This is a genomic window from Polaribacter sp. 11A2H, assembly GCF_011379025.1.
Lineage (GTDB): Bacteria > Bacteroidota > Bacteroidia > Flavobacteriales > Flavobacteriaceae > Polaribacter.
This window is the reverse complement of the sequence record NZ_WTLD01000013.1, coordinates 1-14,276: the sequence shown is the minus strand read 5'-3', so window position 1 is coordinate 14,276 and position 14,276 is coordinate 1. Positions and strand designations below refer to the sequence as shown.

Here is a 14,276-nt window from a genome sequence, read left to right as displayed (position 1 = left end):
AATAATAATGAAAAAAATAATATATAGTTTGCTATTTTTCTTCTTAGTAGGAAATAGCATCGCACAACAAACGCCCGCAGACAAACAAACTACAGATTATTCTATAGAAGGTGCTACAGCGCATTTAGGAAATGGAGAAATTATAGAAAATGCTTTAGTAATGTTTAGCAATGGAAAAATTGTATTTGTTGGAAATGCAAATGCAAAAATTGCTCGAAGAGGAAACATCATTAATGCCAAAGGGAAACATGTATATCCTGGCTTTATTGCTACAAATGCCTCTATAGGTTTGGTAGAAATAGATGCTGTAAAAGCAAGTGATGATGAAGATGAGATTGGAGCGAATAACCCACATATTAGAAGTTTGGTTGCTTATAATGCAGAAAGTAAAGTGGTAGAATCTATGCGGCCTAATGGTGTTTTAATGGCACAAATTACACCTAGAGGTGGTATCATTTCGGGTACTTCATCTGTGGTACAATTAGATGCTTGGAACTGGGAAGATGCAAGTATAAAAACAGATGATGCAATTCACATTAATTGGCCAAGTAGTTTTACAAGCGGTAGATGGTGGTTAGGAGAAGATCCTGCTTTAAAGCCAGATAAAGAGTATGTTAAAAAGATAAACGACATTCAATCTTATTTTAAAAATGCTAAATCTTATTTAGCTAGTAATAACGATAAAACACATTTACCTTATGAAGCTACTAAAGGTTTATTTAATGGAAACCAAAAATTGTTTATTCATGTAAACGGACAAAAAGAAATTACAGATGCAATTACAATTATTAAAGAATTAGGTGTAGAAAACATTGTAATTGTACATGGAGATGAAGCTGATAAAGTAGCTGATTTATTAGTTAAAAATGATGTTGCAGTTGTTTTAGAAAGACCACACAGAAACTCAGATAATGAAGACGATGCTTATGATTCTACATATTCTATTGCAAAAACATTAACAGACAAAGGCATTGTTGTGGCTATAGGTATGGAAGGACAAATGGAGAGAATGAATACTAGAAACCTTCCGTTTTATGCGGGTACATTTGCTGCATTCGGGTTAGACAAAGAAGTAGCCTTGCAATTATTAACTTCTAATTCTGCTAAAATTTTAGGAATAGATGATATGGTTGGAACCATAGAAGTTGGTAAAGATGCTACCTTGTTTGTCTCTGAAGGTGATGCTTTAGATATGAGAACTAATATTTTAACAGATGCGTTTATACAAGGTAGAAAAATTAGCCTAGAAACACATCAAACAAAACTTTGGAAACGCTATTCTAATAAATACAAAACTAAATAAACTATAAAAAAGGTTGTCTAAAAAAGAAGGCTTTTGTCAATCTGAATTTATTTCAGATTCTTATAAAGATTAAATTGCAGTAATTTGAAATACTGAAACAAGTTCAATATGACAAGATTTAACTCTTTATAGACAACCTTCTTTTAATTCTTTTTACAAACTTGGCACATTTAAGTCTAGACAACTACAAAAAATTGTAACATAAAAAAGCCCATCAATTAATTGATGGGCTTTTATAAAACTTTAAGTATATTTCTTAGATAACTTTTACGTTAACCGCGTTTAAACCTTTGTTTCCTTCTTGTAAATCGAATTCAACTTCGTCACCTTCTCTAATTTCATCAATTAAACCAGAAACGTGTACAAAATGATCTTTGCTTACTCCTTCTTCAGTAATAAAACCAAATCCTTTTGTGTCGTTGAAAAACTTTACTGTACCTTTACTCATAATAATGTTGTTAAATTTATAATACTAATTATATTGCAAAGATGGTTCCATTTTTCTAATATACAAGCATTTAATTGTTTTCTTTTCTGTTTTTTATTAGATTTTTTATTCTTTAGAATAAAAAACGACTTATAGGCGGTTTAAAAAACCAATTTCACCTACTTACTTCTTCAAAATAAATTTCTAAAAAAGCATCTATTCTCTCCTTTAATGTATTGATAGACAAGTCTTCATTTTTAAATACAGTTACATTTTCTTCAACTCTATTTCTACTTATACTTTCTTGTACTTCTACAACACGAACACCATTAATGTTTTCTAACAAATTTTTTAATGCAATATCTAATGTGGTATCGCTTAAATATATTTTTAAGGTTTGTTCTTTGGGTGAGTTTCTAATTTCGGTTCTAAATGCCAACATAATTGTATAAATTTAAAAGGTTCATAAATAATGTTACATTAAAGTAACTCTTCTAAGTTACTGATTTTGGTGCATACTTCCAAAAAAACATCTATAATCAATAATAAAAAAAAGGAATACTTATGATTTGAAACCATCAGCATTCCTTTTTTAATTTTATTCTACTTGTTACTTTATACTATAAATGCTACCAATCAATCGGAAAATAATCTTTTAAAAATTTACCAGACCAATGTTTTCCGGTATTAATTCCGTCAATTAACGGATCCATCACTCTTGCAGCTCCGTCTACAATATCTAACGGTGGCTGGAAATCGTGTGTTTCTACTTTGTGCTTAGATAATTCTGCAGGATCTTCATCTGTAACCCAACCCGTATCAACCGCATTCATATAAATACCAGATTTTGCAAATGTGGAAGCAGAAGTATGCGTTAACATATTTAAGGCAGCTTTTGCCATATTTGTATGTGGATGTCTGTCTACCTTTTTAAATCGGTGGAACTTCCCTTCCATCGCTGTAACGTTGATAATATGCTTTTTACCCGTATTTTCTTTCATCATTAAATTAGACAAACGATTACACAACACAAACGGAGCAACAGCATTTACTAACTGTACTTCTACCATTTCTGTAGTTTCAATTTCGCCTAATTTTAAACGCCAGCTATTTGTTTTTCTTAAATCTACTTGTTGTAAATCTGCGTCTAATTCGCCTTCAGGAAAAACTTCTGCTGTTTGTAATGAATTGTCAAAACTATACGGAATTTGAGATAATTCTGCCGAATTACGCAATCCAATTCCTGGTTCTGGTCCGTGCCAAGTAACTGGCAACACGTTATTTTTATCGGTTTTAGCAGTAGAGACACTTAAATCTGCCAATTCTTCTAAACAACTTTCATGATCTTGTAATAAAGTCTGTGCCAATTTTGGTAATTGATCTATCGGTTTCTTTTCATTTTCCATTAAGTGGAAATAAAAACCAGAAGGTCTCCTTACAGTTTGCGCTGCATTATTGATTAAAATATCTAATCGATCGTATTTTTGTTCTATATAATTACAGAAAATTTCTACACTTGGTATGTGCCTTAAATCTAAACCATGAATGTGTAAACGATGGCTCCAATCTTTATAATCTTCTTCTTTTGCAAAACGAATGGCAGAATCTGCAGGAAAACGAGTAGTTGCCACTACAGTTGCTCCAGAACGTAATAACATTAAGGTAATATGATATCCGATTTTTAATCGAGATCCCGTAATTACAGCCACTTGATCTTTTAAATCGGTTATTTGAAAACGTTTTGCGTAATTTAAATCACCACATTCTTTACACATGGTATCATAAAAATGATGCAATTTGGTAAATACCGTTTTACACACATAACAATTTCTTGGTGATTCTAATTCTGGCGTATCTTCATTTATTGCAGCTGCTCCTAATAATTTTGGAGCTACAAACAACGAAGCTTCTCTTGCAGAACGAATTCCGGTAGATTTTCTGGCGTGTTTATCGCCTTCAATCATTTTACGTTTTGCTGCTTTTTTAGCGTCTTTACGTCTGCGTTGAAATTCATCACGATTTGGACGAGACAATTCGCCAGCAACTTTAAAAAGTGCGACTCTTTGTTCTTCTGGCAATTCAAAAAGCTGATTCGTGTCCTCCAATAATTTTTGAAGGGTATTGATACACGAATTTACTTCTGATTTTAATTCTTTATTACTCATACTCTTACACTTCGTAAATTCTAACTTTTTTCTTTTTTAAACGAGAATTGTTTAATTTCTCAATTAATTCGGCTGTTAATGTTGATGGTACTGCTACAAAAGCACAATCTTGTTTCAACTCTATGTCACCTAGTTGATCTTTACTTAATTTTCCTTGTTTTATAAACAAACCAGCAATATCTCCTTTAGATATCTTGTCTTTTCTACCTCCAGAAATAAATAAAGTTTCCCAAAAAACAGGGCTTCTTTCTGCTTGTTTAGAAATGTCTTGTAAATCTGCATGTTTAATAAAATCTGGTAAACGTTCCTCTTTCCATTTTAAAACAAAGGCTGTTCCTTCTGCAGAAACTCTTGCTGTTCGTCCGTTTCTATGCGTAAATTCTTCAATTGCTTGTGGTAATTCATAATGAATGATGAAACTCATTTCTGGCACATCAATACCTCTTGCCGCTAAATCTGTAGCTATTAATAATTGATTGGTTCCGTTTCTAAATTTAATTAAAGAACGTTCTCTATCTTTTTGCTCCATTCCTCCACTAAAGCAACCATGTTTTATATTCTTGCTCTCTAAAAATGTACTTACATTATTTATAGAATCTTTTAAATTACAAAAAACAATTCCTTGTTTATTTCCTAAATGATTTAGTAAATGTAATAAGGTATTTAGTTTATTTTTAGCTGGAGAAAGTACTGTTCTTATTTGTAATTTTGATGTTACCGCTTTTAAATAATTAACGGTGTTTGGTTTACTTAAACCTACAAAATCAGGAATTTCAACTCCTTGTGTTGCAGAAGTTAATATGCGTTTATTTAAAGATAATTGATTGATGATATTACGCATTTCATATTCAAAACCAACCTCTAAAGACTTGTCAAATTCATCTAAAATTAAGGTTTTAATATGCTCTTTAGAAAAACGATCGTTTGCAAAATGATCAGAAATTCTACCTGGTGTTCCTATTAAAATTGCAGGAATATGTTTTAATTCTATCTTATCTTTAGACATCGGTCTACCTCCGTAAACTGCATTTACTTTAAAACCAGAGCCCATAGAACGAATTACTTGTTCTATTTGAATTGCCAATTCTCTAGAAGGTACTAAAATTAACGCTTGTACTTCTTCTAAATTTGGATCTAAAAGTTCTAATAAAGGCAAAGAAAAAGCCAATGTTTTACCTGTTCCTGTTGGCGAAAGTAAGATTACATTGTCGTTTTTATTAATGGTAGCAATCGCTTCTTTTTGCATTTGATTTAACTCTTCAATCTGCAATTTTGATAATATATCTTGTTGACTTTTAATGTTATTTGCCATACTTATTTCTTTTTTTAGTAAATGGTATCATTTACTTTTTTAATGATGTCTGGTTGAATAAAATTAAGACGAACTTAAATATTTATATCTACCATTGACAGTTTATATAACTTACTATTTACAAAAATCACCACATAGATACATAGCTCATATAGTCTATGTTTTCTATGTTCCTCTGTGGTAAATAATATTGTTTATTTCTTTTTCTTCTTTTTAATTATCGCTGGTTTTGTCTTTGCACTAGCTGTTTGTGCTAAATAATTAGACAAAACTTTATCTACCAATTCTTCTTTGGTTAAATGATGAAATATCGTTTTAATCTCTGCTTTTAAATCTTCTGAAATAGCACGATTTGGTTTTGCTTTAAACACTTTTTTAGCCCAAAGAATGGTATTATTATCTTCAATACTTTGTGCATCTGCTTTTTTATATTCTTTAAAAACCAACCCTAAATCTTCTTCAAATTCAGGAATTTCTTCTAATTCTTCTGGTTGTATCACACTTAAAGAAAGTCCGGTTGCACCTGCCCTAGCCGTTCTACCGCTTCTATGTACATACGTTTCATATTTGTCTGGTAAATGGTAATTTACTACGTAAGATATTTCTTTAACATCAATACCACGAGCAGCTAAATCTGTAGCCACCAAAATATCGATATTTCCTTCTCTAAATTGTCCCATTACACGATCACGAATCCCTTGAGTTAAACTACCGTGTAAAGCACCTGATGAAAATTTATTAATCGCTAAATTTTTAGCTAATTTATTAACGGCTGCTTTGGTTTTACAGAAAATAATTCCGCGTTCTCCTTCTTTAGTCGATAAAAAATGCATTAAAACATTCAATTTTTCTATCGGTTCTACCACCACATATTGATGATCGATGCCTTGATGCCCAACAGAATCCATATCCGTTTCTATATGTTCTACGTGTTTAGACATATAGTTTTGTATCAATTGCTTGATGGTTCCTGGCATTGTTGCTGTAAACAACAACGTTCTTCTAACATTCGGAATTTCTTTTATAATAGCATCTACTTCTTCCTTTAAAGCGCTTACCATTTCATCTGCTTCATCTAAAACAAAATAGTTGATTTTTGTAATATCAATCGCTTCACGTTTCATTAAATCTACCAAACGACCTGGAGTTGCAATTACAATACTAGGTTGCTGTTTAATCGCTTCAATCTGTGGTTTTATTGGGATTCCTCCACAAATAGAAACAATTTTCTCCTTTTGTTCATCCGAAGAAAAAGAAAGTAAATTGTCATAAATTTGATGTCCTAATTCTCTTGTTGGCGCTAAAATTAAAACTTGAATATGTGTTTCATCTGCTTTAATTTTTTGCAATAAAGGCAAACCAAAAGCAGCTGTTTTTCCGGTTCCTGTTTTTGCTAAAACCACCATATCTTTCTTTTTATGTAAGATAAAAGGAATGGTTTTTTCTTGAACCGCAGTAGGAACTGTAATTTCTAATTTTGCTAAACGTGCTTCTAATTCTTTATGAATTCCTAAAGATGAAAAAGTTTTTGACATTAAATATATTTTTTGCAAAGATAAGTCTACTTTTATAAGAACAAACAAACTCGCTATATATTATAAAAATAAAAAAATCCACCTAAAAAGGTGGATTTAAACGTGAAATATAATGACACTTTAATCCTAGAGTTGAAAATTAATTAGGAAAATTAAACTTCCCATTGGTGTTTTTTCTGTCAGACTCTTTTAAAATGGTTTCCATAACATCCCAATGTTCTGCTATTTTATTGTTTTCGACTCTAAACAAATCGTAATAAGAGGTTGCTTTTCCAGCAAAAGTTCCTTCACTAATGGCTAATACAAAATTCCCTTGTCCTAACACTTTGTGCGTTTTTGTAACAACCATAGCAATTCCTTGTTTTGCCATTCCTTCTAAAGCCGCGCCTAAACCAGATAAACCATCTGCAATTTGTGAATTGTGTTGAATGTAGTTATCTCCATCAAAATAATTAGATAGTTTTTCCATTTTACCATCAATTAAAATATCTTTTACAAAATTATGTACCAATGTTTTATTAGCAGTCGTTTTATCTAAATCTGTAATTGCTGTTGTTCCGTCTATTTGTGAATGTCCGCTAGCATTTTTAGGTAAAACTGCTGTTAAATTGTCCCAATGTTCTACAATTTGTCCGTTTTCGAAACGAAAAATATCAAATCCTATTTTTGGACCAAAAAAATCATAAGCTGTCTGTGTAAAAACATAATCTTCATCCTCAAAAGCTCTTACTGTATTTACTTTAAAGCCACCTTCTGGAGCATGACTTAATAAAGCGCCAAAACCTGCTAAACCATCTGCAACCGCAAGGTTATGTTGTGTATAATTAGTCGGATTAATAAATGCTACTGCGTTTTTATCTCCAGTTTCTATACTCTTTAATACGGCTAATGTTTTTTGTTTATTCGATAATTTACTGATTGTTTCCATCTTTATACCTTCTTTTAAATTTTGATTATTATCTGTTTTTATAGTTTTACAAGATGTGAATGCAAATACTACTGTTATTGCTATAATTATTTGTTTCATAATTTTTAAAATTGTTATTATTTATGATGCAAAATTAGAATAGAATACCCGTTTCATTAAGAAAGATATCGGATTAAAAATGGTTAATATAGAACCTGTAAACAAAAAAAACTCCTTTTAAAAAGAAGTTTTATGGTTAATGCTATATTTCTAGATACCTAATTCTATAAATTTTAAAAATAGGTTTACGTTTATATTTCAGTAAATATTTCGCTTTCTGGTAATCTAGATTTTGGCGTTTTATCTGTAGCATTAAAATCAGTAGCTGTTCTGTAACCAATAGAAACAGCGGTAATTGCTGTAAATCCTTTTGCTCTTAAACCAAACTCCTCATCTAAAGCTTTCATATCTAAACCTTCCATTGGTGTAGCATCAATATTTAAACTTGCAACTCCTAATAAAAATTGACCAATGTTTAAATAGACTTGCTTTTCCATCCAATGTTGTACGTCTTTTAAATCGTATTTATGAATATCTGCAAAAGCATTCATTCCGCCATACATTCCTTTTTTAATGTCTTCATTTGGGAATCTTCCATCTTTATCCTGCACCTCTAAAAGATGTTTCATATAAACATCATCTGCACTTGTTCTAGAACAAAACAATACTACTGCAGATGCGTTAACAACTTTAGGTTTGTTAAAGTGATAAAACCCTTCCGTACCTTTTGCTATGCGTTCTTTTCCTGCTGCTGTTTCTGCAATAATAAAGTGCCAAGGTTGTAAGTTTACACTAGACGGACTCATCCTTAATAAATTTTTTACTTCTGCCATATCTGAAGCAGATATTTTTTTTGAGGTATCAAATTCTTTGGTAGTGTATCTCCAGTTTAATGTTTCTGTTAAATTCATTTTTTATATTATTTTATGATGGTTCTTTATTACTATAAATTTTATAGTTGCAAAAGTAAGTATAGTATTTTATCTTTGCAATAACGGTCGGAAAGTATAGTATCTATTTTTGAGTAAAAAATTAAAATTATGTATCAAGTAAACGGTAAAGAATATCCATGTTGTGCAAGTATTACTATGGGCCTAATTGGAGGAAAATGGAAAACGGTTATTTTATTTCATTTAATTGAAGGTAAATTACGCTACAACGAACTTAGAAAAATGATGCCAACGGTAACAGAACGTACATTAAGTTTGCAACTTAAAACGTTAGAAGAAGACGGCATTGTAGCTAGAAAGGTTTACACAACAAAACCACCTTTAAAAGTAGAATATTCTTTAACCGAATTTGGAAAAACATTAATTCCTTTACTAAAATCTATTGCTGAATGGGGACATGTGGCTATTGATAATTATCAGAAAAATTAAATTTATAACCCCTCTTTAGGCTAGGTTACAAAAGTCTTTCTTTTAATATTTATATTTTTTAAATGATTTTTTAAACATCATTATTGTTCTTCACTCTTTAACTCGTTCTAATCTGTTATAAACCTTGCTTTTCATTTTAATTGATTTTTAAATTGGATACAAAACTGCAATTATAGTCAGAATTTTAAAAGGTTAATATCTCTATAAAAATGGTAAATATCTAACCCAAAAACTAAATATATTCTTTTTTAAATTGATTTGGAGTAAAACCTGTATGCTTCTTAAAGTATTTTACAAAATTTGTAGGTTCTTCAAAACCTAACAAATAGGCTAATTCTGTACTTTTAATTTCAGAATTCATCAATAAACGTTTTGCTTCTAAAACTAAAAATGCATCAATAAACTGTTTAGCTGTTAATGAAATAATGTTTTTACTAATGGTATTTAAATGCTTGTAGGTAATGTTTAGTTTTTCTGCATAAAAATCAGCATTTCTACTTTGCTTATAATTAGTTTCTAACAAAGCTTTAAAATTTAAGAATGTATTTAATTTATCGGAATGTTTTAAATGAAAAGTTTGATATTGTTTTAAACGCTCTAGCTTAGAAAAAATGATAGAATACAACGCATTATAAGTACTTTCTTGGTTGTAATCTTCTTCTGTATCTCTATATTCTTCATAAAATAATTGAATATACTCTGCTACATTAGAAGTTCTTGGCACTTGCATAATTGGCGAAAATAATTGTGCATTAAACAATCTATCAATTTCATTTTTTGGCAAGGAGTTTAGCTGCTTTTTTAAATAATCTTCTGTAAATAAAACAATAAAACCTTTTAATTTATCATTAAACTGAAAAGCATTCACTTGACCTTTAGAAATATGAATAATGGTGTTTTTTTTAACAGGATGCCAAACAAAATCAACCAAATGTTTACTTATTCCTTCTGTGTAAAACACAATCATATTAAACGCAACTTGATGCGCTTTTTCCGGATTATGTTCTTGATCATCTTTACGCTCAAAAAGACTTTCTATTGTTAATATTTCAATACCTATATTATTTGGTTTTTGTGATTCGAATAGTAAATGAGGAAGATTTTTGGTCATAAATACAAATTTATAAGAAAATTAAATACAAACGATAATAATTACAGTTATCAACTTTTAAAATTGTACAAAAATTAACTCTTATCCATCTAAATAAGAGGTATTGTATTTTTTGAAATACGTATATTTGTGACTCTATTTTAGTCTAAAAATACATTTGGAACAGATAAAAGCATACTTGCAGCAAATAGCCAACATATCTCAAGAAGATTGGGTCTTTTTTACGTCTAAATTACAGCCTCGTATCATTAAAAAGAAAACTGTTTTCTTAAAATTAGACGAAATTGAAAATTATATTTCTTTTATAGAATCTGGCGTGGTGCGTTTGTATATCCCTAAAGAAAATCCTGAAAAAGAAATTACTTTTGGTTTTAGTTTTAAAGATCAATTTATTAGTGCGTACGATTCTTTTTTAACCAGAAAACCTTCTGCTTACGAATTGCAAGCACTTACAGAAACTACCATTTTAAGTATTTCTTATTCAGATTTACAAGAAATTTATAAAAAAACGCAAATTGGTAATCTAATTGGTCGGTTAACTGCAGAACGCTTGTTTCTAATAAAATCTAGTCGCGAACAGAATTTACTAAATCTTACGGCAGAAGAACGTTACCTTAAATTATTTAAGGAACGTCCAGAACTTTTAAAAGAAATTCCGTTAAAATATATTAGTTCTTATATTGGTATAACCGCACAAGCATTAAGCCGAATTAGAAAACGTATTTAATAATATCTATACATTTTATAACACTTTTAAGGTGTCCTTTTTATCATAAAAACGAGTCTTGGTTCTTGGTTATTAAAGCGCACTAGTCTTTTTTTATTGATTTAGGTTCATTGTTTCACCTAAAATAGCAGACTACCTTTGTCAAAAATTTTAAATATGGCAGTAGTTATTTTTATTATAGTGCTTTGGTATGGAGGATTGTTTTTTCAATCTTTCTTTTTACATCGTTATGCGGCACATCAAGTATTTACCATGTCTAAAACCATGGAAAAAATCACCTTTATTTTAACTTGGGTTTTTCAAGGATCTAGTTATTTAAGCGCTTACGGATACGGAATTATGCACAGAATGCACCATGCATATACAGACACAGAAAAAGACCCACACTCTCCTTCTTACGATGCAAATATGTTTGCAATGATGTGGAAAACGAAAACTATTTATCAAGATATAAACGAGCAACGTATTGCTATTGATGAACGTTTTACTAAAAATGTACCGCAATGGAAATCGTTTGATTCTTTTGCTGGTTCTCGTTTTTCTCGCTTACTTTGGATTACCTTTTACATTCTATTCTTTGTCTTTTTTGTAACCGCTTGGTGGCAATGGTTGTTATTGCCAATTGCTTTTTTAATGGCGCCAATTCACGGAGTAATCATCAACTGGTTTGGACATATTTATGGTTATGTAAACTTTAAAATGAAGAACACGAGTAAGAATCTTTTTCACTTCGATTTTTTAATGATGGGAGAAGGTTACCATAACAATCACCACAAACATGCTAGTAGCCCTAATTTTGGTGTAAAATGGCATGAAATAGACATGACGTATGTAATTATAAAAGTTTTAGATTTTTTAGGTCTTATTAAATTAAAAGCTATTAAGATTAAAAATTAATTGTTCTTAAAAAAAACTAAATGTCAGGTTGAGCGCAGTCGAAAACTATTTTTAAATAACAATATAGTTCTCGACTGCGCTCGAACAGACTACAGAAAATTTCTATTTTTTTTATCCGTGCATTTACTCAAGTAAACTACATTAAATAATTTGTGAATTCATGGCGAATTAAACAACATCATCATACTATAAAAACACCCTTTAATTAGTGGTGTTTTTTTCATTTTTAGTATCTTTGTTAGACACGGAATTCTAGCAATAAACCTACCTTTCTATCTCTAAAATGAAAAACTACAAACCTAAAAAAAGATTACCTGCACAAGCTTATATAGATGGTGTTTTAAAAGGTGATAGAGTAATTCTGTCTAGAGCAATTACTATTATTGAAAGTAATTTAGAAAGTGATAAAATAGTCGCTAAAGAGATTGTTCAAGAAATATTACCAAGTTCTGGGAAATCTATTCGTATTGGTATTACAGGAGTTCCTGGCGTTGGTAAAAGTACCTTTATAGAAGTCTTCGGCTTGCATTTGGTAAAATTAGGTCACAAAGTTGCCATATTATCTATAGACCCAAGTAGTCAGCGTTCTAGAGGAAGTATTTTAGGCGATAAAACAAGAATGGACGAATTGTCTGTTTTGCAAGAAGCCTATATTAGACCTTCCGCCTCTGGCGATACTTTAGGTGGTGTTTCTAATAAAACGGGGGAAACCATGTTGCTTTGTGAAGCCGCAGGTTACAATGTTATTTTAATTGAAACCGTTGGTGTTGGTCAGTCTGAAACTGCGGTTCACGGAATGACAGATTTCTTTTTACTTTTAATGCTTGCTGGTGCAGGAGATGAATTACAAGGAATTAAAAAAGGAATTATGGAAATGGCAGATATGATAGTCATTAACAAAGCAGATGGCGATAATATTACCATGAGTAAACTAGCTAAAAGGCAATACCAAAATGCACTACATATTTTTCCGGCTTCAGAGTCTGGTTGGACTCCAGTAGCAAGTACTGCTTCAGCCATAAAAAACATTGGAATTGATAACGTTTGGGATGAAATTTTAAAATTTAAAAAATTAGTTGACGATAATGGTTTTTTCTTAAAAAATAGAAACCATCAACAAATAAAATGGATGTATAATAATATTAATGAAGAATTAAAACATTTGTTTTATGGTTCAAATAATATTAAAAGAGAACTTTTAGAATTAGAAAAAGATATTGTTACTGCTAAAATTTCGCCTGTAAAAGCAGCACAACAAATTATTGATGAATTTAAAAATTCTTTTAAACTGAGTTAAAAATTCATGAATCTTAAAAATTGTATAAAATGATATTTCATAATTATTTTGATAAACAATTTGAATTAAGGTATTTTGAAGTGAATAAATTAGGGCTTGCAACACCTACTATAATGTTAGCCTTGTTAGAAGAAACGGCTGCAGATCATTCTCATTCCATAGGACATAGTTTATTTGATCTCTTAGAAAAAAATGCAGGTTGGGTGTTAGTTTCTGGTGTTTTACAAATGATCCGTTATCCTAACTATAAAGAAAAAATTACCATAAGAACTTGGCTCTCCCACTACTCTTTTATCAAAGGATATAGAGAAAATATTATTTACGATGAAAAAAATAATATTATAGGCAGCGCAAAAGGTTTATGGGTTTTCTTTGACATTGATAAAAGAAAACCAATCCCTATTTTTAATGAAATTAAAGAAAAATGGTCTTGTCTTAATGAAGACTCTATTCATCGTGATATTAAGAAAAAAATAATTGCTGTAGACTCACCTCATCATACAAAACAATTTAGAGTCAATCGCTATGACACAGACGCTAATAAACACGTAAATAATATTAGATATTTACAATGGGTTATTGAATCGATTCCGGAAGAGATTACAGATAATTTCTTTTTACATGAAATTGATGGTCGTTTTATTGCTGAAGCTCAATATGGTGATACCGTTCTGTCTTTAACGCAAGAACTTGAAGAAAACAATTCTTTTGCACATACTATAAAAATTAAAGGAAGCGATACCATTTGTGCTACTGCCAAAACTATTTGGAAGCCGTATTAATAATTTTATTTTCCCTTAATATTTTAATATAAAATAGAACCATAACTAAGGCTATGATTAGATTTTCTATTGCATATTAAGAAAAAATAATTCAAATTTATTATCAATCATTTTAAAATTTATTTGTGTAAAATTTTGGCTAAAGCCATTATTTTCTCAAAACTTTAAGAACCTGTGGATAAATCCACAGGCTATTAAAAAAACAATGCTATTTAATTTATTATCCTTATGAATTGACACAGGCCTCAGCCTATGTTTATTATGGAGTTATAATATTGGCTTTAGCCGAAGATGTTACCTATAATACCAAATAAACATCAAAATGACTGATTAAATTCATTTCTTTTTCCTTACTAATTCAATATAAAATAGAA

14 protein-coding genes are annotated in these 14,276 nt (G+C 30.2%); 6 read left to right on the top strand and 8 right to left on the bottom strand.

The window, feature by feature from the left end:
* The first annotated feature begins 7 nt into the window (after window positions 1-7).
* On the top strand, window positions 8-1,303 hold the full coding sequence (locus tag GQS58_RS14310; RefSeq protein WP_166387097.1) for an amidohydrolase family protein: 1,296 nt from the start codon (window positions 8-10) through the stop codon (window positions 1,301-1,303).
* Window positions 1,304-1,559: 256 nt separating this feature from the next.
* On the opposite strand, the gene GQS58_RS14305 is transcribed toward GQS58_RS14310, so the two are convergent.
* From GQS58_RS14305 to nfsB, 7 genes are all read right to left on the bottom strand, one after another.
* On the bottom strand, window positions 1,560-1,751 hold the full coding sequence (locus tag GQS58_RS14305) for a cold-shock protein (protein ID WP_068448022.1): 192 nt from the start codon (window positions 1,749-1,751) through the stop codon (window positions 1,560-1,562).
* A gap of 154 nt (window positions 1,752-1,905) precedes the next feature.
* The gene (locus GQS58_RS14300) at window positions 1,906-2,172 is read right to left on the bottom strand and encodes a hypothetical protein (RefSeq protein WP_166387095.1); all 267 of its coding nucleotides are present in this window, start codon (window positions 2,170-2,172) and stop codon (window positions 1,906-1,908) included.
* Window positions 2,173-2,359: 187 nt separating this feature from the next.
* Window positions 2,360-3,895: an SDR family NAD(P)-dependent oxidoreductase gene (locus tag GQS58_RS14295; protein ID WP_166387093.1), complete on the bottom strand. Its 1,536-nt coding sequence runs from the start codon at window positions 3,893-3,895 to the stop codon at window positions 2,360-2,362.
* Window positions 3,896-3,899: 4 nt separating this feature from the next.
* Window positions 3,900-5,207 carry a DEAD/DEAH box helicase gene (locus tag GQS58_RS14290; RefSeq protein WP_166387091.1) on the bottom strand — a complete coding sequence of 436 codons (1,308 nt, stop codon included), beginning with the start codon at window positions 5,205-5,207 and terminating at the stop codon, window positions 3,900-3,902.
* Between the two features lie 194 nt (window positions 5,208-5,401).
* Window positions 5,402-6,742 carry a DEAD/DEAH box helicase gene (locus tag GQS58_RS14285; protein ID WP_166387089.1) on the bottom strand — a complete coding sequence of 447 codons (1,341 nt, stop codon included), beginning with the start codon at window positions 6,740-6,742 and terminating at the stop codon, window positions 5,402-5,404.
* A gap of 139 nt (window positions 6,743-6,881) precedes the next feature.
* Entirely contained in the window at window positions 6,882-7,769 is an 888-nt protein-coding gene (locus GQS58_RS14280; RefSeq protein WP_166387087.1) for a nuclear transport factor 2 family protein, read from the bottom strand.
* A gap of 191 nt (window positions 7,770-7,960) precedes the next feature.
* Window positions 7,961-8,620, bottom strand: coding sequence for an oxygen-insensitive NAD(P)H nitroreductase (gene nfsB, locus GQS58_RS14275; RefSeq protein ID WP_166387085.1), 660 nt, complete (start codon window positions 8,618-8,620; stop codon window positions 7,961-7,963).
* Between the two features lie 129 nt (window positions 8,621-8,749).
* On the opposite strand from nfsB, the gene GQS58_RS14270 reads away from it, so the two are divergent.
* Window positions 8,750-9,088: a winged helix-turn-helix transcriptional regulator gene (locus tag GQS58_RS14270; RefSeq protein WP_166387083.1), complete on the top strand. Its 339-nt coding sequence runs from the start codon at window positions 8,750-8,752 to the stop codon at window positions 9,086-9,088.
* Between the two features lie 232 nt (window positions 9,089-9,320).
* On the opposite strand, the gene GQS58_RS14265 is transcribed toward GQS58_RS14270, so the two are convergent.
* Complete coding sequence (locus GQS58_RS14265) at window positions 9,321-10,199, bottom strand: helix-turn-helix domain-containing protein (protein ID WP_166387081.1); 879 nt, start codon at window positions 10,197-10,199, stop codon at window positions 9,321-9,323.
* Window positions 10,200-10,356: 157 nt separating this feature from the next.
* Here GQS58_RS14265 and GQS58_RS14260 point away from each other — a divergent pair, with 157 nt between their 5' ends.
* The 4 genes from GQS58_RS14260 to GQS58_RS14245 all read left to right on the top strand — a co-directional run bounded on the left by GQS58_RS14260 (window position 10,357) and on the right by GQS58_RS14245 (window position 13,902).
* On the top strand, window positions 10,357-10,926 hold the full coding sequence (locus GQS58_RS14260; protein ID WP_166387079.1) for a Crp/Fnr family transcriptional regulator: 570 nt from the start codon (window positions 10,357-10,359) through the stop codon (window positions 10,924-10,926).
* Window positions 10,927-11,082: 156 nt separating this feature from the next.
* Window positions 11,083-11,823, top strand: coding sequence for an acyl-CoA desaturase (locus GQS58_RS14255; protein WP_166387077.1), 741 nt, complete (start codon window positions 11,083-11,085; stop codon window positions 11,821-11,823).
* 283 nt (window positions 11,824-12,106) lie between these two features.
* Window positions 12,107-13,120, top strand: a complete 1,014-nt coding sequence (gene meaB / locus GQS58_RS14250) for a methylmalonyl Co-A mutase-associated GTPase MeaB (RefSeq protein WP_166387075.1) — start codon at window positions 12,107-12,109, stop codon at window positions 13,118-13,120.
* A 29-nt stretch (window positions 13,121-13,149) separates the two neighbouring features.
* Window positions 13,150-13,902 (top strand): acyl-[acyl-carrier-protein] thioesterase, encoded by a 753-nt coding sequence (locus GQS58_RS14245; protein WP_166387073.1) that lies wholly within the window; start codon window positions 13,150-13,152, stop codon window positions 13,900-13,902.
* Window positions 13,903-14,276: the final 374 nt, after the last annotated feature.